Consider the following 19,210-nt stretch of genomic DNA (forward strand, 5'->3'; position numbering starts at 1 on the left):
CCATCAAGACGGATTCAACTTGCCATGGCGCTATTGCAGATCTCCGAACCCGGCATGTCGCCGGACCCCCATCAGCGACGTCTCGCGGTGGGGATCGACCTGGGGACCACCAATTCCCTGGTGGCGACCGTGCGCAACGGGGTGGCCGAAACCCTGCCGGACGAGGCCGGCCTTCACCTGCTGCCTTCGGTGGTGCATTACGGCACCGGGGGGCGGGTGCTGGTGGGACACGAGGCCCGGCGTCTGGCTACCCTGGACCCCCTCAACACCCTGTCTTCGGTCAAGCGCCTGATGGGGCGCGGCGTGGGCGATCTCAAGACCCTGGCCGGCCATATTCCCTACGATTTCGCGCCGGGCGAGGGTGGTGTGCCCCGTATCCGTACCCAGGCCGGGGAGGTGACCCCGGTGGAGGTCTCCGCCGAGATCCTCAAGGCCCTGCGCGGGCGGGCAGAAGCCTCCCTGGGCGGGGATCTGGACGGGGCCGTGATCACCGTGCCCGCCTATTTCGACGATGCCCAGCGCCAGGCCACCAAGGATGCCGCCCGCCTGGCCGGCCTGAACGTGTATCGCCTGTTGAATGAGCCTACCGCCGCCGCCATCGCCTACGGTCTGGACCAGGGCCATGAAGGCCTGATCGCCGTGTTCGATCTGGGCGGGGGGACTTTCGACATCTCCATCCTGCGCCTGCACAAGGGGGTGTTCGAGGTCCTGGCCACCGGCGGTGACAGTGCCCTGGGAGGGGACGATTTTGACCGCGCCATCGCCGCCTGGATGATGCAGGAGGCGGGCATAGAGGGTGATACGGGGCATCACCGCATGCGCCAGCTCATCCTGGATGCCTGCGCCGTCAAGGAAGCCCTCACTGATCGTGACGAGGCGCAGCTGCGGGTGGCCCGCTCGGATTCCGAATACTGGACCGGCTGCATGACCTGCCACCAGATGAACTGTCTCATCGACCCCCTGATCAGCAAGGCCCTGTCCGCCTGTCGGCGGGCGATGCGGGATGCCGGGGTGAGCCGCGAGGAGATCACCGATGTGGTCATGGTGGGCGGTTCCACCCGGGTGCCGAGGGTACGGGAGCGGGTAGGGGAGTTCTTCGGCCGCGAACCCCGGGTGGACATCGATCCGGACAGGGTGGTGGCCGTGGGGGCGGCCCTGCAGGCGGATATTCTGGCCGGTAACAAGCCCGGGGACGAGATGCTGCTGCTGGATGTGATTCCCCTGTCCCTGGGCATCGAGACCATGGGCGGTCTGGTGGAACATCTGATCCCCCGCAATACCACCATCCCCGTGGCCCGTGCCCAGGAATTCACCACCTTCAAGGATGGCCAGACGGCCATGGCCCTGCATGTGGTCCAGGGCGAGCGGGATCTGGTGGACCACAACCGTTCCCTGGCCCGTTTCACCCTGTCCGGGATTCCGCCCATGGTGGCGGGGGCCGCCCGGGTGCGGGTGACCTACCAGGTGGATGCGGATGGCCTGCTCAACGTGACGGCCCGGGAAGTGGTCAGCGGGGTACAGGCCGGCATCGAGGTGAAGCCTTCCTACGGCCTTACCGACGGCGAGATCGAATCCATGCTCACCGACTCCCGCAGCCATGCCGCCGAGGACATGCAGGCCCGTCGCCTGCGGGAACAGCAGGTGGAGGCGGACCGGGTTCTGGAGGCCCTGGAATCGGCCCTGGCCGCCGATGGGCGTCTGCTGGATCAGGACGAACTGGAGGGTATCCGCGCGGCCAGTCGCACATTGCTGGAGGCGCGCCGGGGAGAGGATCACGAGGCCATCCGCCGCGCCATTGCCGAGGTGGAGAAGGCCGGCGAGTCCTTCGTGGCCCGACGCATGAACGAGAGCGTCCGCAAGGCCATGTCCGGCCATCGTGTCGAGGAATTCGAATAAACCCAGCTGGGAGTGAACGACCACATGCCGCAAATCATTTTTCTTCCCCATGAGGAGATCTGTCCCGAGGGGGCTGCCGTCGAGGTGGAGCCCGGGACCTCCATCTGCGATGCCGCCCTGGCCAACGGCATCGATATCGAGCACGCCTGCGAGAAGTCCTGTGCCTGCACCACCTGCCATGTCTATGTGCGGGAGGGGCTGGACAGCCTTGATGAGGCCACCGAGGATGAGGAAGACCTGCTGGACCGGGCCTGGGGCCTGGAGCCGGACTCGCGCCTCTCCTGCCAGGCCCGCGTGGGGGATCGGGATCTGGTGGTGGAGATTCCCCGTTACACCATCAATCAGGTGTCCGAGCAACACTAGAGGAGGCTGCCCCATGAGCTTGAAATGGACCGACACCCTGGACATCGCCCTGGCCCTGCAGGAGGCGCATCCGGATGTGAACCCGACCCAGGTGAATTTCGTCGATCTGCGCAACTGGATCATGGCCCTGCCGGATTTCGGCGATGATCCGGACCGTTGCGGCGAGCGCATCCTGGAGGCCGTGCAACTGGCCTGGATGGAGGAGTACGACGGCTGAGGCGCTGTAGTTCCACGGCGCGTTTTTTGCCTTCCGGATCAGGGTTCATCCGGGCCGCCTTCGTTGTCGGGTCATTGTCTGTCACCCGTCCCGCAAGGTAACATTCCCCCCTCTGCATCACGATGCAATCTTCTTCCCCTGACGCAGGTCATGACGGCCTGCGTTGCAATCTTGTACTTCATATCCCAATCGGAGTTCCATTCCATGGCTGTTGAACGCACCATCTCCATCATCAAGCCCGACGCCGTCGCCAAGAACGTGATCGGCGAGATCTACAGCCGCTTCGAGAAGGCCGGCCTGCGCATCGTTGCCGCCCGCATGATCCAGCTCAGCCGCGAACAGGCGGAAGGCTTCTATGCCGTGCACAAGGAGCGCCCCTTCTTCAACGATCTGGTGAGCTTCATGATCAGCGGCCCGGTGATGGTGCAGGTCCTGGAAGGCGAGGACGCCGTTGCCAAGAACCGTGAACTGATGGGTGCCACCAATCCCAAGGATGCCGCGCCCGGCACCATCCGCGCCGACTTCGCCGACAGCATCGACGAAAACGCCGTGCACGGCTCCGACGGCGCCGACACCGCCGCCCAGGAAATCGCTTTCTTCTTCAAGCCCGAAGAACTCTGCCAGCGCACCCGCTGACGGACGGCGTTACGCCGAACCGGGGGCGGGGTTGCCCGCCCCCGGCAGGGGCTTGCCCCATATGCTTTTCCGGCCACCGCCGGTGGACAGATCCATGAATGAAAGTACCAAGACCAATCTGATGGGCATGACGCGGGAGGAACTGGCCGGGTTCTTCGTTGCTCACGGCGAAAAGCCCTTCCGTGCCGTGCAGGTGCTCAAGTGGATCCACCAGCGGGGCATCACCGATTTCTCCGCCATGACGGACCTGACCAAGGGTCTGCGGATCTGGCTGTCCGAACATGCCGAGGTCCGTGCCCCCGAGATCGTCATGACCCAGGCCGCTCGCGACGGTACCCACAAGTGGCTGCTGCGCCTGGACGACGGCAATTGCATCGAAACCGTATTCATTCCCGAGGAAGGTCGCGGCACCCTGTGCGTGTCCTCTCAGGTGGGCTGCGCCCTGGACTGCAGCTTCTGTTCCACCGCCCGTCAGGGTTTCAACCGCAACCTGACCGCCGCCGAGATCATCGGCCAGCTCCATGCCGCCCGCGGCCATCTGCAACCGGAAGAAGGGCAGAGCCGGGTGGTGAGCAACGTGGTGCTCATGGGCATGGGCGAACCCCTGCTCAATTTCGAGCCCGTGGTGGCGGCCATGTCCCTGATGCTGGAGGACAACGCCTACGGCCTGAGCAAGCGCCGGGTCACCCTCAGCACCGCCGGCGTGGTGCCGGCCCTGGACCGGCTGCGCGAGACCGGCCTGCAGGTGGCCCTGGCCCTGAGCCTGCATGCGCCCAATGACGCCTTGCGCGATCAATTGGTGCCCCTGAACCGCAAGTATCCCATTGCCGACGTGCTGGCGGCCTGCCGTCGTTATGTGGGCAACGGGGGGCATCACAGCCGGGTCACGGTGGAATACGTCCTGCTCGACGGGATCAACGACAGTCAGGCTCAGGCCCGGGAACTGGCTGCCCTGTTGCGGGATGTGCCCTGCAAGATCAATCTGATTCCTTTCAATCCCTTTCCCGAAAGCCGTTACCGCCGCTCCACCGGAGCCGCCATCGACAGGTTCCGGGACATCCTGGTGCAGGCCGGTTACACCACCATTACGCGCCGTCCCCGTGGGGATGACATTGACGCGGCCTGCGGCCAGCTGGTGGGACGGGTTGAAGACCGCAGCCGCCGGGAGTTGCGTTTTGCCAGGCTGCAGGGACCCCCGGGAGCAGCGCTGTCATGAATTCAGCCTCCGTTTTGCCCAGCCTGCTGTTCTGCGCCGGTCTTGCACTTGCCGGCTGTGCGGTCAATCCGCAGGTCCAGGAGCGGGAACAGCGCGCGGCCCAGGTCAATATGGAACTTGGCCTGCATTACATGCGCAATAATCAGCTGGAGCAGGCCAAGGGCAATCTGGAACGGGCCCTGGGGCAGAATCCGGGTTCTGCCCAGGTGCATGCCGCCTATGCCTTGCTCCAGGAGCGGCTGCGTGAACCCCGGCTGGCGGATCGGCACTTTCGCAGGGCCCTGGAACTGGACCCTGGCAATGCGCTGATCAAGAACAATTACGGAACCTTCCTGTGTCGCCATGACCGCCTGGAGGAGGCCGACAAGGCATTTCGTTCCGCCGCTGAAGATCCCTTGTACCGGACCCCCGAAGTGGCATGGACCAACGCGGGAATCTGCATCCTCAAGAAACCGGACGAGCAGCAGGCCGAACGGTATTTCCGGCGGGCGCTGGAAACCAATCCGCGCCATGTCCCTGCCTTGTATGAGATGATGCGTCTTTCCTTTGATGGCGGGCGCTACCTGCAGACCCGGGCCTATCTGCAGCGTCTGACGGAGCAGGTGCCCCATACGCCCGAAACCCTCTGGATCTGCTACCTGGCCGAAACCGAACTCGGCAACCGGGACGCCTCGGGAGTCTGCGCCCTGCGTTTGAAAAACGACTTCCCTGACTCTGAACAGACCACACGATTGCTGGAAACCGAATCCCGTGGCAGAAGATAGAATGGAACAAGAAAACCGGGGCGCCCCTGTGTCGGCGACATCGTCGCCGGGTACATTGCTTCAGGCCGCCCGTGAGCAGGCCCGCATGAGTCGGGATGATCTGGCGGCACGGCTTCACCTGCCGTTGCGGGCCATTGAAGCCCTGGAGAACGATCGCTTCGATCTGTTGCCGGAGCCTCCTTATGTGCGTGGGTATCTGCGCAGTTGCGCCAAGGTCCTGGAGGTGGATGCCGAACCCATGATCCGTGCCCTGGAGCTGGCGACCGGTTCTCTCAGGGAAAGTCTGGACATCACGCCTGTGGCTGCCGGCAATTCGGGCAAGCCGGGCAAGCCGTCGCCCCGCGCGGATGCCCCCATCCCGACGGCTTCTTCATCCTCGTCCTCCAGGCCCTGGGTGATGGTTGCCGTGCTGGTGCTGCTGGCGGGGCTGGTGGTCGGTTTGTTCCTGTATGCCGGTGGCCTGTTTCAGGAATCCGTGGAGCCCGCTGATGGGGTGGAAGATACGTCTCTGGTGCGCCCCCAACCTGCCCCTTCCGTGACATCGGAAATCCAGCTTGTTATCACCGGGGATGTCAGCGACTCCCCGGTCGCAGCCGTCGCCGCCGTGCCCCCTCCGGAGGAAGATGCAGCGCCCTCCGCCGAGGCAATCACGGCCACGTTGCCTGAGGCGCCTTCCGGGGGAAGGGCGGCGGCCCCTGTCGACACCGAACCGGCCCCTCCCGCGGGGCGAGGCCGGCTGGTGCTGCGTTTTGAAGAGGACTCCTGGGTGGAGATCATTGATGCCGGAGGGGAGCGTCTGCTTGTCGGCCTGATGCGCAAGGGTTCGGAGCGGCGCATTGAGGGTGCCACTCCCGTGAGGGTGTTTCTTGGGAATGCTCCAGGGGTTCGTGTGACCTTCAATGGTCAGCCCATGGACATGTCCGGCGATACCCGGGCCGACAATACCGCCCGTTTCACCGTGGGGCGGCGCTGAAGCGCTGTTCGCCATCCGGCGGCGCTTCTGCCGCCTTTCCGACCGCGATATTTTTAAGATCCGAGATTGATGAGCAGGCAGATTAGATCCATCCGGGGGATGCATGACATCCTGCCCGAGAACACAGGCGCCTGGCAGTGGCTGGAATCCAGCATCCGGGATACCCTGGCCGGTTACGGCTATCACGAGATCCGCCTTCCCATAGTGGAGAGCACGGACCTGTTCGCCCGTTCCATCGGCGAGGTGACCGATATCGTCTCCAAGGAGATGTACACCTTCGAGGACCGCAACGGTGACAGCCTGACCCTGCGTCCCGAGGGGACGGCCGGCTGTGTCCGGGCCGGGGTGGAGCATGGTCTGTTGCACAACCAGCAGCAGCGGCTCTGGTACATGGGGCCCATGTTCCGTCACGAGCGACCCCAGAAGGGACGCTATCGCCAGTTCCATCAGATCGGAGTCGAGGCCTTCGGCATGGAGGGTCCGGACATCGACGCCGAACTGATCCTCATGACCGCACGCATGTGGCAGCGCCTTGGGCTCGGACAGGTGCGTCTTGAGTTGAACAGCCTGGGTTCCGCCGAGGCCCGTGCCGCCTATCGCGATCACCTGGTGGCGTATTTCCAGGCCAGTCAGGATCAGCTGGACGAGGAGTCCCTGCAGCGGTTGCACACCAACCCCCTGCGCATCCTGGACAGCAAGAACCCGGACATGCGATCACTCATCCAGGCGGCCCCCAGCCTGCTGGATCATCTGGATGAGGCCTCCCGGGATCATTTCGAGGCCCTGCAGGACATCCTCACCCGGGCCGGCGTGGAATTCACCATCAATCCCCGTCTGGTTCGCGGCCTGGACTACTATGGCCGCACCGTGTTCGAATGGATCACCGATGCCCTGGGTGCCCAGGGTACGGTCTGTGCGGGCGGCCGCTATGACGGTCTGGTGGCACAGCTCGGGGGGCGGCCCACGCCGGCGGCCGGTTTTGCCATGGGCGTGGAACGCCTGCTCAGTCTGCTGGAAGAGGGGGGCGGCTTGCCCCGGGCCTCGACGCCCCAGGCCTATCTGATACTGGCAGGGGAAGGCACCATGGCGGCGGGCATGGCCCTGGCCGAGACCTTGCGATCGGCCATCCCGGAACTTCGGCTCCTGGTCAATTGTGGTGGCGGGAGCATCAAGGCCCAGCTCAAGCGCGCCGATCGCAGCGGCGCGGCAGCGGCGCTGATCCTGGGGGAGGCGGAACTGGCCGCGGGACAGGTATCCGTCAAGCCGTTGCGCGACCCGGATCGTCCCCAGGCAACGGTAGCCATGGCCGATTTGCATGAATATCTTCCCGAGCTGCTGGGGCTGTCGGGTCACATCGATTTCTGAATCCGGATAACTTTAAGGAGAACGATCCATGTCCTACGCGACCGATGAGGAACGCGTCGAGGCCATCAAACGCTGGTGGAGGGAGAACGGCACCGCCGTGATCCTGGGGCTGGTGGTGGGGCTTGGCGGCATCGTGGGCTGGCGCCTGTGGACCGGACACGTGGAGTCCCGTGCCGTGGACGCCTCGGAGATCTACATGGCCATGGTGTCCGCCGCCCGGCAGGGCAACGAGATCGCCCATGACCATGGCGCGACCCTGATGGAAGGTTATCGCAAGACACCCTACGCCGCCCTGGCGTCCCTGGAACTGGCACGGCTGGCGGTGGAGCGGGATGACCTGGTACTGGCGGAGGGACGTCTGCGCTGGGCCATGGAGCATGCCCGCAATCCGGAAACGGTCCAGGTGGCCCGCACCCGTCTGGCCCGGATCCTGATTGCCGACGGCCGGGCCCAGGATGCCCTCAAACTGCTGGAGGATCCGGTGCCCGAAGGCTTCTTGGCGGTGGTGGAAGAGCTGCGGGGAGATGCCCATCGCACCCTTGGGGATCATGCCCGTGCCCGTGCCGCCTATGACCGTGCCATGCTGATCTCGGGTGGGCTGTCCGACTATCTGCAGATGAAGCGGGATGCGCTCAACACCCCCATCGAGGTGAGTGGTTCATGATGCCGCGACTGCTGGCCGTATTGCTCGTCACCATCCTGGTCAGCGGTTGCGGGCTGTGGAGCCGGGATACCGCGGAACCGCCCGCACCGCTGCCCCGTATCGATGCGGAGGTCTCTCCCCGTGTGCTGTGGAGCCGCAATACCGGCTTGGGCGCGGGCAAGTCCTATCTTCAGATTTCCCCCTATCTGGGACGGGATCGCATCATCGTCGCCGATGCCGACGGGCGGGTCTCCGCCTGGGGCCTGGAGGATGGCGCAAGTCTGTGGCAGACCCACCTGCGGGTGCCCGTCACCGGCGGGGTCAACGGTGGTGGTCAGGCGGTGTTGCTGGGCACCGGGCATGGAGAGGTCATTGCCCTGAGTCCGGAAGATGGACAGGAACTGTGGCGGCGGATGCTCTCCAGCGAAGTCATGGCGGTGTCCGGGGTGGAGCAGGGGTTGGTGATCGCGCGGACCAACGACGGACGTCTCCATGCCCTGGATGTCCTGACCGGCGAACCGCGCTGGCTGGCGGGGCGCAGCACGCCGGCCCTGAGTCTGCGGGGAGCCGGTACGCCCCTGATGCTGTCCGGGCGCGTGCTGTCCGGATTCGATAACGGGCGACTCGCGATGTTTGGTCTGGTCCGCGGCAACGTGATCTGGGAAACGGCACTGGCCATCCCGAGCGGACGTTCCGAACTGGAGCGCATGGTGGATGTGGACGGGGAACTGGATCTGGCCGGTGGGGTGGTTTACGGCGCGGCCTATCAGGGGCGGGTGGCCGCCTTCGGCGTGGCCGATGGGCGTACCCTCTGGCAGCGGGACCTGTCTTCCTATCGCGGTGTCACGGTGGCGGGCGACCTGTTGCTGCTCACCGACGCCTTCGGTCATGTCTGGGCCCTGGACCGCCACAACGGCGCCACCCTCTGGCAGCAGGATCTTCTGCGCCTGCGGGGGGGGACTCTGCCTGTGGCGGTGGACAGTCATGTGGTGGTGGGTGATTACGAGGGCTATCTGCACTGGCTTGCCCCCGAGGACGGCGCCCTGGTGGGGCGTGTCCGTACCGACCGCAACGGCATCATGGGGGTACCCCAGGTGCGTGCCGGTGTCGTCTACGTCCTGGGGCGGGGTGGCAATCTGAGTGCCGTCACCCTGCGTTCCCGGGATGATGCTTAATTTTCATAACATCGGAATGCCCCAATGAAGCCCGTCATTGCCCTGGTAGGGCGCCCCAATGTGGGCAAATCCACCCTGTTCAATCAGCTCACCCGTTCCCGCGATGCCCTGGTGGCGGACCTGCCCGGACTCACCCGGGACCGTCAGTACGGCACCGGGCGCGTCGGTGGGTACGGCTACATGGTGGTGGATACCGGCGGGCTCAGCGGCGAGACTGACACCCTGGATGCGCTGATGGCTCAGCAGACCCGTCAGGCCATCCGTGAAGCGGACCTGGTGATGTTTCTGGTGGACGGCCGTGCCGGCCTGTGCGGTGCCGACGAGACCATTGCCCAGGAACTGAGAGGTTTCAACAAGCCGATCGTGCTGGTGGTCAACAAGACCGACGGCGTGGACCCCCAGGCGGTCACCGTGGAATTCCACCGCCTGGGCCTGGGGGAGCCGCGTTCCATTGCCGCCGCCCATGGGCGCGGCATCCAGGGCCTGATGGCCTCGGTGCGCTCCCTGTTGCCCGAGGCGGTGGACGAGGAGGATGAAGGGGAGCGCTGGCCGGGCATCCGCATTGCCTTTGTCGGGCGGCCCAACGCGGGCAAGTCCACCCTCATCAACCGCATCCTCGGTGAGGAGCGGGTGGTGGCCACGGACATCCCCGGTACCACCCGTGACAGCGTCTTCGTGCCCTTTGAGCGGGATGGCCAGGTCTATACCCTGATCGATACCGCCGGCGTGCGGCGTCGTTCCAGGGTCAAGGAGACAGTGGAAAAGTTCAGCGTGGTGAAGACCATCCAGGCCATCGACGCCGCCCATGTGGTGATCTTCCTGCTGGACGCCCGGGAGGGCATTGCCGAACAGGATGCCCATCTACTGGGGATGGTGATGGATGCCGGCCGGGCGCTGGTGGTGGCCATCAACAAGTGGGATGGTCTGACCCCGGATCAGCGCGAACGGGTGAAGACCGATCTGCTGCTCAAGCTGCCCTTCCTGGATTTTGCCGAACGGCGGTTCATTTCCGCCCTTCACGGCACCGGGGTCGGCGACCTGTTCGGTGCCGTGCAGCGGGCCCATGAGTCTGCCTTCCGGGACATGGGTACCAGTGTCCTGACCCGTCTGCTGGAAAGCGCCGTGGTGGCGCACCAGCCGCCCCTGGTGCGGGGGCGGCGGATCAAGCTGCGCTATGCCCATCAGGGGGGGCGAAATCCGCCGGTGATCGTCATCCACGGCAACCAGACCGAGGAACTGCCGGGGGCCTACAAACGCTATCTCACCAACCATTTCCGGGAGCATCTGCAACTGGTGGGTACGCCGATCCGTCTTGAATTCAAGAGCGGCGAGAATCCCTACGAGGGCAAGCGCAATACCCTCACGCCCCGCCAGATCCACAAGCGCAAGCGCATGATGCGGCACATCAAGAAGAAGGGGCGCTAAAGGCCCGGCCGGATCAGACCAGTCGCAGATAGCCGGCCACGAACAATACCCCCATGATTCCGGCGCTGATGTAAAGGGCGTTGGACAACTTTCTGTGAGCGGGGCGGCTGTAGAAGGCCGCCCATAGCATGAGCAGGATCAGGACGAACAGGAAGAACAGAAAACGCACGGTGATGGCTCCCGGAAAGCAATCAGTCCATCAGGAGGCTGCCGCCAGGTCGAAGGCATAGGGGAGGGGGGCCACCTGGACGAGCGCGCCTTCCGCTCCCCCCAGGCGAGGCTCCCCGGCTTCCGCGCTGACGACCTGCATCACTGCCAGGGCGGTTGCTCCCCCATCGGGGTGGAGCTGGGCATCGACGATGATGCCGGCGGGCTGATCGGATGGCTGAGCCGGATCGAAGAGGGTGTCTCCCGGTTGCGGCAGGGTCTCCACCGGCAGGTGGATCAGATACATCCGGCGTTTGAGCTTGCCCAGGTACTGCATCCTCGCCACCACTTCCTGCCCCGGATAACAGCCCTTCCTGAAACTTACGCCGTTCAGCAGATGCAGATTGGTCATCTGCGGCACGAAGGCCTCGGCTGTGGCGGGATAGAGGTTGGGTATCCCCGCCAGGATATCCATCAGGGCCCACTGCGCCGCGCCCACCGGGGCACAATGAACATTGAGCGCCTGCCAGAGTTTCTGCATGGACTCCAGGTCACCGTACAGCTCGAAGCGGGGATGGTGGCCGGGGATGCGAATGATCGTGATGCCGCCATGGCGGGTGCAGGTGTTCACCTCGGTGGGGATGTCGCCGCCCAGGGCGTCTCCGAGCAGGCTTTCGGCATGGGGGCCGGACAGTCCCATGGGGGTGAAGGCGCCACTGGCGTCCTCCAGGGTGACCTTGGCCCGCAATACATACATGGAAAGGCGCTTGAGCACCGCTTCCACTTGCTCCCTGGGCAGGCGCAGGTAGAAGGAATCACCGCGATTGAACAGGCGGAAGGTGCAGACCATGCGTCCCTTGGCGGTGCACCAGGCGCCCGGACGGCTGTGTCCGGAATTGACCTCGCCAACGTCACAGGTGAACTGCCCCTGCAGGAAGGCGGCGGCCTCTTCGCCGTGGGCACTGATCAACCCCTGGTGAGACAGGTCGCAGATGACATCGCCGGTGACGGCCACACTGCGCTCACGTTCCGGGTTGCCGTAATGGGATACCCGGTCGTTGTCCATCTCGGCACCCGCATCAAGCAGGAAGGCTTTCCACTCGGGTTTCATGATTCGCACCTTTGGGGGATGTCTCGATATCCGAACGCCATCTTAGACCAAAGTTCGATGCAAGGGGAGAAAGCGGGGCAGCCCATAAACACACATCCCGGCACGGGGCCGGGATGTGTATGCGGGACTTGCCTGTCCCTCGGAGGGAGAACCCCGATTCTGTTCCCGCATCTGAAGCACTTACTTCTTGGCGGTTTCCAGATCCTTGGCGGCCAGACGGATGCGATCAGGCTGGCCAGGGGCCTTGACGGAAGTGGCGCCGGGCATGGTCTTGGCAGGTTCGCCGGCCTTGGGCTTGATGTCGCGCTTCAGCGCCGTGGCGCCACGGGGATCGGGGCGGTTCTGGGGCTTGGGCTGAGGCGCGGCAGCGGCAGGCTTCTGCGGAGCTGGAGCGGCCTTGGGTGCCGGGGCGGCAGCCTTGGGTGCGGCAGCCGGGGCAGGGGCGGCCTTGGGTGCTTCAGGCTTGGCGGCAGCCTGAGCCGGCTTGGCGGCGGCGGGGATGGCCCGTCTCTGCTCGTCCTTGGACAGTTCCAGCAGCGCGGAGGCGCGGCGGGGCAGGAAGCGGTTGGAGGAGCCGGTACCCAGGCGGTCATAGCTTTCTACCAGGTGGTCATACAGCTCCCGATAGGAGTGGGCCATGCCCGTGAACAGGGTGGCGGTCTTTTCGAAGTGGCGGTTGACCTGGGAACGGTAGTTGTCGATCTTGCGTTGCTGGTTGTCCAGTTCCTTTTCCAGATCCCGGACCCGACCGGCATCCCCTTGCTGCCGACCGAACCAGAAGCCCAGCAAACCTGCGCCCACAAAGCCCAGGACCGTGAGCATGCTGTCCCCAACCATCAAGAACTCCCGCATATTCGCGGCTATTTCTGTCGATGACATACTTATCTCCTGCAAGTTTGCCGCCGTTGGCCCCCGCGACCAGACGGGTCTCCGTGGCGGCGGTTAGCCCGCGGCGTCTTGGCGACCACCGCATGTTGTTGACTCCAGCGAGTCGAAAAACCTGTAGATGCTATCCACCCCGGACATTATGCACAATAACAACAGGGCACGCTGCCATGAATTCGGGATTAAGTAATTGTTTTCCCACTGTAATGCTGGGTTATGGCCCGAGCGTCCTCAAGTGCGTCCGGGCATGTTCACTCGATGCTGAATGATGGTTTTGAAGGCTTAAGGATGACAGGGATATTTTGCAGGGAGCGTTGACCGTGGTCATGGTGACGAACAGTAGTGGGTATTTTGTTGGCTTGAGATCGTCGGAAAGGGTCCTTGGGGGCCTTTTTCTGCTTCATATGATGGCGCTGACATGCCTCTGGCTCAGCGGAATCCCGCTCTGGGCACAGATGACGGCCAGTCTGGGTGGCCTGTGCAGTCTGGTGCTGATGGTGCGCCGGGTGGGAGTGGGGCCATTCCCCGGACAGTGGCGCGCCATGGGTTGGGATGCCGATGGGGCATGCTGGCTGGAGTCACGGGACGGTCGGCGGGTGATGGTGGAGGTACTGCCCGACTCGGTGGTGTTGCCGGGGCTGATCCTGCTGTTGTTGCGGGATGAGACGGGGCGCCATCAGCGGTTGCTGCTGACCCGGGATGCGGTGGCGGGAGGGGATCTGCGGCCGTTGCGTCTGCGCTTGCGCCGGGCGGTCAGGGACAGGCAGACTGCGGGGCCGGAGCCGTGATCACGGGCAGGAGCGTGACCGTCATGACCCAAGCAAGACCCGACCTGGACTCGTTGCTGAGTCCTGATGCCCACCATGTCTATTCCGAGGCAGAACTGGATGCCATCGAGGCCGTGGATCCCGAGCTGGCATTGAGGCTGGATCGTGCCCAGACCCTGGCCGCCCGCGCTCGGGAGGCCGAGCCGGCCCGGGGCGCCATCGACGAGACGGCCGTGCGGGCTGCGGTGGAGGAAGCGCGCCGGGTGCTGATGCAGGATGGCGGCGATATCGAGTATCTGCACCTGGAGGGACGGACGGTGATCGTCCGTCTCAAGGGGGCCTGCGTGGGGTGTCCCCGCTCGGCGCTGGATCTGCGCAACATCGTCGAGCGCCTGGTGAAGGCCCGTTGCCCCGGGGTGGAGGCGGTGGTCAACCGTTTTTGATGTTCCGCACCCAAGGTGGGCTCAGCGCTCGATGAAGTGACGCCTGACGCGGTCGATCATCGTGGCCAGTTCAGCCTTTTCCACCGGCTCGCCGTAGAGGAGCCAGCGCTGGAGGTCGTCATCTTCCTGCTTGAGGACCTGTTCGAAGGTCTGCAGTTCCGCGGCATCCAAGTGTTCACCCTGGGCGAGCAGGAACCCCTCCAGCATGAGATCCAGCTCCTTGGTGCCGCGTCGGCAGTGCCAGCGTAATCGGGCGATATCGCTCATTATTCAGGACTCATGGGCAGGCAGGAACGAAGTCCGCGGGACAGGTCCGCCGGCGAACGGCGGCGCGGAAATCCCCGGCCGGATGCCATCGCGGCCGGGGGTATTTCCTGGGACGGGGATATCCGGCGGACTCAGCGCCGGATCACCATCAGCTGCTTGATCTCCGCAATCGCCTTGGCCGGGTTCAGGCCCTTGGGACAGGTGCGGGTGCAGTTCATGATGGTGTGGCAGCGGTACAGCTTGAACGGGTCCTCCAGGGCGTCCAGACGCTCACCGGTGGCCTCGTCACGGCTGTCCGCGATCCAGCGGTAGGCCTGCAGCAGGATGGCCGGACCCAGATAGCGGTCGCCGTTCCACCAGTAGCTCGGGCAGCTGGTGGAGCAGCAGGCGCAGAGGATGCACTCGTACAGGCCGTCCAGCCTGGCGCGCTCTTCCTTGGACTGCAACCGCTCGGAATCCGGCGGCGGCGGGGTCTGGGTCTGGATCCAGGGCTTGATGGACGCATACTGGGCATAGAAGTGGGTCATTTCCGGAATCAGGTCCTTGACCACCTTCATGTGCGGCAGCGGGTAGATGTTCACATCCCCCTTGATCTCGTCAATGGCCTTGGTGCACGCCAGGGTGTTGGTGCCGTCGATATTCATGGCGCAGGACCCGCAGATCCCCTCCCGGCAGGAGCGCCGGAAGGAGAGGGTGGAGTCCATCTCGTCCTTGATCTTGATGACGGCGTCCAGCACCATCGGCCCGCAGGTGTCCAGGTCCACCTCATAGGTGTCGATGCGCGGGTTTTCACCGCTGTCCGGGTCCCAGCGATAGATATTGAAGCGCTTGACGTTGGTGGCACCCTCGGCCTTGAAGGTCTTGCCCTTCTTGATCCGGGAATTGATTGGCAATACAAACTGGGCCATGGTCTTGCGTTCTCCTGAATCTGCGCTCAGTAGACCCGTGCCTTGGGCGGCACGACTTCCACGTCATCGCTGAGGGTGTACATGTGCACCGGGCGGTAGTCGAGCCTGACCTTGCCCTGTGCGTCGACCCAGGACAGGGTGTGCTTCATCCAGGTTTCGTCGTCGCGCTCCGGGAAGTCCTCGCGGGCGTGGGCGCCGCGGCTTTCCTGACGGTTCACCGCCGAGCGGATGGTGGCCACGGCGCTGCCCAGCAGGTTTTCCAGTTCCAGGGTTTCCACCAGGTCCGAGTTCCAGACCAGGGAGCGGTCACTGACCCGCACGTCGCCGAAGGACTGGAACACCTCGTCCATGCGCTCGCAGCCCTTCTGCAGGGTCTCTCCGGTACGGAATACGGCGGCATAGCGCTGCATGCATTCCTGCATGTCGCCGCGGATGGAGGCGGTGGAGCGGCTGCCGTTGGCGTAGCGCAGGCGGTCCAGACGCTCAAGGGCGGCGTCACTGGCGCCGGCCGGCAGGTCGGGCACGGAGGCGCCGATATCCTTGACGATCTCGGCGGCGCGGATGGCGGCGGAACGACCGAACACCACCAGGTCCAGCAGGGAGTTGGAGCCCAGACGGTTGGCGCCATGGACGGACACGCAGGCCGCCTCGCCGATGGCCATCAGGCCCGGCACGATGTGGTCCGGATTGCCGTCCTTGAGGGTGACCACTTCGCCACGGTAGTTGGTGGGGACGCCGCCCATGTTGTAGTGCACCGTGGGCAGCACCGGGATGGGTTCCTTGGTGACATCCACGCCGGCGAAGATCTTGGCGGTTTCGGCGATTCCCGGCAGGCGCTCGTTGATCACTTCCGGACCCAGGTGCTCCAGATGCAGGTGGATATGATCCTGTTTCGGACCCACGCCGCGACCTTCGTTGATCTCGATGGTCATGGAGCGGGACACCACGTCGCGGGAGGCCAGGTCCTTGGCGTTGGGGGCATAGCGTTCCATGAAGCGCTCGCCCTTGGAATTGGTCAGGTAGCCGCCTTCGCCGCGTACCCCTTCGGTGATCAGGCAGCCGGCGCCGTAGATGCCGGTGGGGTGGAACTGGACGAACTCCATGTCCTGCAGGGGCAGGCCGGCGCGCAGCGCCATGCCCATGCCGTCGCCGGTACAGGTGTGGGCGGAGGTGCAGGAGAAGTAGCTGCGGCCGTAGCCGCCGGTGGCCAGCACCACCAGGTGGGCGCGGAAGCGGTGCAGGGTGCCGTCCACCAGGTTCAGGGCCATCACGCCGCGGCAGGTCTCGCCGTCCATGATCAGATCAGTGGCGAAGTATTCGATGAAGAATTCCGCCTGATGCTTGAGGGCCTGCTGGTACAGGGTGTGCAGGATGGCGTGGCCGGTACGGTCGGCGGCGGCGCAGGTGCGCTGGGCGCGGCCTTCACCGAAACGGGTGGTCATGCCGCCGAAGGGGCGCTGGTAGATCTTGCCGTCCTCGGTACGGGAGAAGGGCACGCCGTAGTGTTCCAGTTCGATGATGGCAGGAACGGCCTCGCGGCACATGTATTCGATGGCATCCTGGTCGCCGAGCCAGTCGGAGCCCTTGACGGTGTCGTACATGTGCCAGCGCCAGTCATCTTCACCCATGTTGCCCAGCGCCGCGGAAATGCCGCCCTGGGCTGCCACGGTGTGGCTGCGGGTGGGGAATACCTTGGTCACGCAGGCCGTCTTGAGACCCTTTTCCGCCATGCCGAAGGTGGCTCTCAGGCCGGCGCCACCGGCGCCCACCACCACCACGTCATAGGCATGGTCGACAATCTTGTAGTCGCCCTTCATCAATCAGCTCCCGAAAGCAATGCGCAAAATGGCGACGATCCCGATGATCGCCAGCAGCCACGCGAGAAACGTCATGGCAATGAGCACGGTGAATTTCTTGCCTTCACTGTGCACGTAATCTTCGATCACGGTCTGCAGGCCCATCTGGATGTGGTGGAACATCACCCCGACGCCGAGGATCAGCAGGACCGTGTTCAGGGGCTCGGCGGCCCAGGCCAGGGTGGCCTCGTAGCCGGCGCCGGCCAGGGTGGCCAGGCTGAAGATCAGCCAGAGCATCAGGGGTACCAGGGCGATGGAGGACAGACGCATCACCCACCAGTGGTGGGTGCCGTCCTTGGCGGAACCGAGGCCGCGGGCCCGGCCGAGTGGTGTACGAAGGCTCATGTGGATATCCCCGTCAGATCACGACGACCCAGAAGATCAGGGTCAGAAGCAGTGTGGTGGCCAGGGCGATCCAGCCGGTGACGTAGACGCCCTTGATGGTCAGTGCGATGCCCGCATCCCAGACGAGATGGCGAATGCCGGTGCACAGGTGGTAGAACAGCGCCAGAGTGACGGGGATCAGGATTGCGATCCCGATCCAGCCATGCAGCAGGGACTCGACCCGGGCGAAGGCCTCGGGGCCGGCGGCCAGGGCGGCCAGCCAGTAGACCAGGATCAGGCTGGCGATGCTCAGTATCACGCCGGTGATCCGGTGCAGGATCGAGAGTACCGAGGTCATCTGCGGCCGGTAGACCTGCAGATGGGGTGACAGCGGCCGGTTGTCGTTTGGCATGGCTTGGAAGGCTCCGCTTGAAGAATCCGCAGTGTGCGGGTGTTGACGGTCTGCGGCCCCGAACCCGTGATACGCGTGTCGCTCCGGGGCGGGGCAGGTCGTTCAGTCGTGCAATGTTCGGGGATAGCGGGTACAAGTTGCCCGGTGGTCCGGGCCGCTTTCAGAAGTCGGTGCAACGCCCGCGCTGTTCCCAGTCACCATAGCGGGTGGGCTCGGGGCCCTGGTAGCCCCCGATCTCGCGGGTAGACTCGGGTGTGACGGACGAAGGGGTGTCTGTATCGTCCGCCTTCGACGCCTGAGGATCATCGGGCGTCGATGTGTGATCTTTCTCGCTCATGGATGTTCTCTTTATTCGCCGCGACATGGGCGTCCGGGTGCTTGCGGCGACCGATGGCGATGAATTCAAGACACCGGCTGCGCCCCCCGTGATTTGGCCGCCGCGCATGACGCGACGCGTCAAATCCGGCTATAAATAGCAGTTCTGCGCCGGGCCCGCAAGGGCAGGGCCTCGCTTCAGCGTCGCGCCAGGGCCTGACCCATGCGCACCGCCTGTCCCGGCACCAGTTCCGGCAGCCAGCCGGAAACCTGTTCGGGGAGCAGCAGGATGACGGTGGAGCCGAGGTTGAAGCGCCCCATTTCCTCCCCCCGCGCCAGGGTCGTCGGGTCGTCCCGGTGGTCCCACCGGCACGGTGCCCGGGGCGTACGCGGCGTGACCTCGCCGGCCCAGACCGTCTCGATGGAGGCCACATTGATGGCCCCCACCAGCACCATGGCCATGGGGCCGAAATCCGTCTCGAACAGGCAGGCCAGGCGCTCGTTGCGGGCGAACAGGCCGGGTACGGTCTTGACCGTGAAGGGTGCCACCGAGAACAGGCGGCCGGGCACGTATACCGATTCCCGCAGGGAGCCGTTCCAGGGCATGTGGATGCGGTGATAGTCCCGGGGGGGCAGGTAGAGGGTGATGAAGTGTCCGTTGGCAAAGGGCGCCGCCAGGTCTGCGTCCCCGCCCAGCAGGGCAGTGGCCGAGTAGGTGTGTCCCTTGGCCTGGATCAGCTGCCCGTCGCGGATGCGGCCGAGCTGGCTGACGCGGCTGTCCGCCGGGCTGATCAGGGTGTCCGGGGCGGGGTCCAGCGGCCGGGCGCCGGGCTTGAGGGCGCGGGTGAACAGGTCGTTGAAGCTGGCATAGCGGCCCGGGTCCGATTCGACGGCCTCGGACATGTCCAGGCCGTAGCGGCGAATGAACCACCGTGCCACCGGGTCCTTGTGCCGGGTTTCCCAGCGCGACAGCCGGTAGACCAGCCGCGAGATCCCGTGATGGGGCAGCAGATACAGGGGCAGGGCCTTGAGCCAGTCCCGCCAGTTGGCCACTTGATCGTTCATGGGCGTATTATTCCACACCCTGAACCGCACTGGCTGA

At 64.9% G+C, this 19,210-nt stretch carries 23 protein-coding genes; 13 read left to right on the top strand and 10 right to left on the bottom strand.

Annotation, left to right across the window (positions count from 1 at the left end; translation table 11 throughout):
• The first annotated feature begins 24 nt into the window (after window positions 1-24).
• From hscA to der, 11 genes are all read left to right on the top strand, one after another.
• Window positions 25-1,896: a Fe-S protein assembly chaperone HscA gene (gene hscA / locus CKO35_RS10815; RefSeq protein WP_200175876.1), complete on the top strand. Its 1,872-nt coding sequence runs from the start codon at window positions 25-27 to the stop codon at window positions 1,894-1,896.
• Window positions 1,897-1,920: 24 nt separating this feature from the next.
• Window positions 1,921-2,259 (top strand): ISC system 2Fe-2S type ferredoxin, encoded by a 339-nt coding sequence (gene fdx / locus CKO35_RS10820; protein WP_200175878.1) that lies wholly within the window; start codon window positions 1,921-1,923, stop codon window positions 2,257-2,259.
• A 19-nt stretch (window positions 2,260-2,278) separates the two neighbouring features.
• Window positions 2,279-2,476: a Fe-S cluster assembly protein IscX gene (gene iscX / locus CKO35_RS10825; protein WP_200176040.1), complete on the top strand. Its 198-nt coding sequence runs from the start codon at window positions 2,279-2,281 to the stop codon at window positions 2,474-2,476.
• A gap of 204 nt (window positions 2,477-2,680) precedes the next feature.
• A complete protein-coding gene (gene ndk, locus CKO35_RS10830; protein WP_008933117.1) occupies window positions 2,681-3,112 on the top strand; it encodes a nucleoside-diphosphate kinase in 432 nt (143 codons plus the stop codon).
• A gap of 94 nt (window positions 3,113-3,206) precedes the next feature.
• Window positions 3,207-4,328, top strand: a complete 1,122-nt coding sequence (gene rlmN / locus CKO35_RS10835) for a dual-specificity RNA methyltransferase RlmN (protein ID WP_200175889.1) — start codon at window positions 3,207-3,209, stop codon at window positions 4,326-4,328.
• Window positions 4,325-5,092, top strand: coding sequence for a type IV pilus biogenesis/stability protein PilW (gene pilW / locus CKO35_RS10840; protein ID WP_200175894.1), 768 nt, complete (start codon window positions 4,325-4,327; stop codon window positions 5,090-5,092). The genes rlmN and pilW overlap by 4 nt, the downstream gene beginning before the upstream one ends.
• A gap of 1 nt (window position 5,093) precedes the next feature.
• The gene (locus CKO35_RS10845; RefSeq protein WP_200175896.1) at window positions 5,094-6,065 is read left to right on the top strand and encodes a helix-turn-helix domain-containing protein; all 972 of its coding nucleotides are present in this window, start codon (window positions 5,094-5,096) and stop codon (window positions 6,063-6,065) included.
• 69 nt (window positions 6,066-6,134) lie between these two features.
• Entirely contained in the window at window positions 6,135-7,430 is a 1,296-nt protein-coding gene (hisS, locus tag CKO35_RS10850; protein ID WP_200175897.1) for a histidine--tRNA ligase, read from the top strand.
• A 28-nt stretch (window positions 7,431-7,458) separates the two neighbouring features.
• Complete coding sequence (locus CKO35_RS10855) at window positions 7,459-8,094, top strand: YfgM family protein (protein WP_200175904.1); 636 nt, start codon at window positions 7,459-7,461, stop codon at window positions 8,092-8,094.
• Window positions 8,091-9,248 carry an outer membrane protein assembly factor BamB gene (gene bamB / locus CKO35_RS10860; RefSeq protein WP_200175909.1) on the top strand — a complete coding sequence of 386 codons (1,158 nt, stop codon included), beginning with the start codon at window positions 8,091-8,093 and terminating at the stop codon, window positions 9,246-9,248. Before CKO35_RS10855 ends, bamB begins: the two co-directional genes overlap by 4 nt.
• Before the next feature lie 24 nt (window positions 9,249-9,272).
• Window positions 9,273-10,673: a ribosome biogenesis GTPase Der gene (gene der, locus CKO35_RS10865; RefSeq protein ID WP_200175915.1), complete on the top strand. Its 1,401-nt coding sequence runs from the start codon at window positions 9,273-9,275 to the stop codon at window positions 10,671-10,673.
• Window positions 10,674-10,686: 13 nt separating this feature from the next.
• Here the strand turns inward: der and CKO35_RS10870 are convergent, their stop codons facing one another.
• From CKO35_RS10870 to CKO35_RS10880, 3 genes are all read right to left on the bottom strand, one after another.
• A complete protein-coding gene (locus CKO35_RS10870; protein WP_200175917.1) occupies window positions 10,687-10,842 on the bottom strand; it encodes a hypothetical protein in 156 nt (51 codons plus the stop codon).
• Between the two features lie 30 nt (window positions 10,843-10,872).
• The gene (gene ygfZ / locus CKO35_RS10875) at window positions 10,873-11,931 is read right to left on the bottom strand and encodes a CAF17-like 4Fe-4S cluster assembly/insertion protein YgfZ (protein ID WP_200175919.1); all 1,059 of its coding nucleotides are present in this window, start codon (window positions 11,929-11,931) and stop codon (window positions 10,873-10,875) included.
• 180 nt (window positions 11,932-12,111) lie between these two features.
• Window positions 12,112-12,810, bottom strand: a complete 699-nt coding sequence (locus tag CKO35_RS10880) for a Z-ring associated ZapG family protein (protein ID WP_200175921.1) — start codon at window positions 12,808-12,810, stop codon at window positions 12,112-12,114.
• Window positions 12,811-13,223: 413 nt separating this feature from the next.
• On the opposite strand from CKO35_RS10880, the gene CKO35_RS17985 reads away from it, so the two are divergent.
• Entirely contained in the window at window positions 13,224-13,604 is a 381-nt protein-coding gene (locus CKO35_RS17985) for a protein YgfX (RefSeq protein WP_338031785.1), read from the top strand.
• Window positions 13,605-13,627: 23 nt separating this feature from the next.
• Window positions 13,628-14,026, top strand: a complete 399-nt coding sequence (locus CKO35_RS17990) for a NifU family protein (protein ID WP_242467145.1) — start codon at window positions 13,628-13,630, stop codon at window positions 14,024-14,026.
• 21 nt (window positions 14,027-14,047) lie between these two features.
• Here the strand turns inward: CKO35_RS17990 and CKO35_RS10890 are convergent, their stop codons facing one another.
• The 7 genes from CKO35_RS10890 to asd all read right to left on the bottom strand — a co-directional run bounded on the left by CKO35_RS10890 (window position 14,048) and on the right by asd (window position 19,173).
• Complete coding sequence (locus CKO35_RS10890) at window positions 14,048-14,293, bottom strand: FAD assembly factor SdhE (RefSeq protein WP_200175927.1); 246 nt, start codon at window positions 14,291-14,293, stop codon at window positions 14,048-14,050.
• 131 nt (window positions 14,294-14,424) lie between these two features.
• Window positions 14,425-15,201 (bottom strand): succinate dehydrogenase iron-sulfur subunit, encoded by a 777-nt coding sequence (locus CKO35_RS10895; protein ID WP_200175929.1) that lies wholly within the window; start codon window positions 15,199-15,201, stop codon window positions 14,425-14,427.
• 26 nt (window positions 15,202-15,227) lie between these two features.
• Window positions 15,228-17,018 (bottom strand): succinate dehydrogenase flavoprotein subunit, encoded by a 1,791-nt coding sequence (sdhA, locus tag CKO35_RS10900; RefSeq protein ID WP_200175930.1) that lies wholly within the window; start codon window positions 17,016-17,018, stop codon window positions 15,228-15,230.
• 3 nt (window positions 17,019-17,021) lie between these two features.
• Window positions 17,022-17,402, bottom strand: a complete 381-nt coding sequence (sdhD, locus tag CKO35_RS10905; protein ID WP_200175932.1) for a succinate dehydrogenase, hydrophobic membrane anchor protein — start codon at window positions 17,400-17,402, stop codon at window positions 17,022-17,024.
• Window positions 17,403-17,415: 13 nt separating this feature from the next.
• Window positions 17,416-17,793 (bottom strand): succinate dehydrogenase, cytochrome b556 subunit, encoded by a 378-nt coding sequence (sdhC, locus tag CKO35_RS10910; protein ID WP_200175934.1) that lies wholly within the window; start codon window positions 17,791-17,793, stop codon window positions 17,416-17,418.
• Between the two features lie 160 nt (window positions 17,794-17,953).
• Window positions 17,954-18,130 (bottom strand): succinate dehydrogenase assembly factor 4, encoded by a 177-nt coding sequence (locus CKO35_RS10915; RefSeq protein WP_200175936.1) that lies wholly within the window; start codon window positions 18,128-18,130, stop codon window positions 17,954-17,956.
• 176 nt (window positions 18,131-18,306) lie between these two features.
• The gene (gene asd, locus CKO35_RS10920) at window positions 18,307-19,173 is read right to left on the bottom strand and encodes an archaetidylserine decarboxylase (RefSeq protein ID WP_200175938.1); all 867 of its coding nucleotides are present in this window, start codon (window positions 19,171-19,173) and stop codon (window positions 18,307-18,309) included.
• Window positions 19,174-19,210 lie beyond the last annotated feature (37 nt).

The sequence above is a fragment of the Ectothiorhodospira shaposhnikovii genome (assembly GCF_016584105.1).
Classification (GTDB): domain Bacteria; phylum Pseudomonadota; class Gammaproteobacteria; order Ectothiorhodospirales; family Ectothiorhodospiraceae; genus Ectothiorhodospira; species Ectothiorhodospira shaposhnikovii.

Coding starts and splice junctions, on each gene's coding strand:
- hscA (WP_200175876.1), top strand. CDS start 25: ATGGCGCTATTGCAGATCTCCGAACCCGGCATGTCGCCGGACCCCCAT.
- fdx (WP_200175878.1), top strand. CDS start 1,921: ATGCCGCAAATCATTTTTCTTCCCCATGAGGAGATCTGTCCCGAGGGG.
- ndk (WP_008933117.1), top strand. CDS start 2,681: ATGGCTGTTGAACGCACCATCTCCATCATCAAGCCCGACGCCGTCGCC.
- rlmN (WP_200175889.1), top strand. CDS start 3,207: ATGAATGAAAGTACCAAGACCAATCTGATGGGCATGACGCGGGAGGAA.
- pilW (WP_200175894.1), top strand. CDS start 4,325: ATGAATTCAGCCTCCGTTTTGCCCAGCCTGCTGTTCTGCGCCGGTCTT.
- CKO35_RS10845 (WP_200175896.1), top strand. CDS start 5,094: ATGGAACAAGAAAACCGGGGCGCCCCTGTGTCGGCGACATCGTCGCCG.
- hisS (WP_200175897.1), top strand. CDS start 6,135: ATGAGCAGGCAGATTAGATCCATCCGGGGGATGCATGACATCCTGCCC.
- CKO35_RS10855 (WP_200175904.1), top strand. CDS start 7,459: ATGTCCTACGCGACCGATGAGGAACGCGTCGAGGCCATCAAACGCTGG.
- bamB (WP_200175909.1), top strand. CDS start 8,091: ATGATGCCGCGACTGCTGGCCGTATTGCTCGTCACCATCCTGGTCAGC.
- der (WP_200175915.1), top strand. CDS start 9,273: ATGAAGCCCGTCATTGCCCTGGTAGGGCGCCCCAATGTGGGCAAATCC.
- ygfZ (WP_200175919.1), bottom strand. CDS start 11,931: ATGAAACCCGAGTGGAAAGCCTTCCTGCTTGATGCGGGTGCCGAGATG.
- CKO35_RS10880 (WP_200175921.1), bottom strand. CDS start 12,810: ATGTCATCGACAGAAATAGCCGCGAATATGCGGGAGTTCTTGATGGTT.
- CKO35_RS17985 (WP_338031785.1), top strand. CDS start 13,224: ATGGCGCTGACATGCCTCTGGCTCAGCGGAATCCCGCTCTGGGCACAG.
- CKO35_RS17990 (WP_242467145.1), top strand. CDS start 13,628: ATGACCCAAGCAAGACCCGACCTGGACTCGTTGCTGAGTCCTGATGCC.
- CKO35_RS10890 (WP_200175927.1), bottom strand. CDS start 14,293: ATGAGCGATATCGCCCGATTACGCTGGCACTGCCGACGCGGCACCAAG.
- CKO35_RS10895 (WP_200175929.1), bottom strand. CDS start 15,201: ATGGCCCAGTTTGTATTGCCAATCAATTCCCGGATCAAGAAGGGCAAG.
- sdhA (WP_200175930.1), bottom strand. CDS start 17,018: ATGAAGGGCGACTACAAGATTGTCGACCATGCCTATGACGTGGTGGTG.
- sdhD (WP_200175932.1), bottom strand. CDS start 17,402: ATGAGCCTTCGTACACCACTCGGCCGGGCCCGCGGCCTCGGTTCCGCC.
- sdhC (WP_200175934.1), bottom strand. CDS start 17,793: ATGCCAAACGACAACCGGCCGCTGTCACCCCATCTGCAGGTCTACCGG.
- CKO35_RS10915 (WP_200175936.1), bottom strand. CDS start 18,130: ATGAGCGAGAAAGATCACACATCGACGCCCGATGATCCTCAGGCGTCG.
- asd (WP_200175938.1), bottom strand. CDS start 19,173: ATGAACGATCAAGTGGCCAACTGGCGGGACTGGCTCAAGGCCCTGCCC.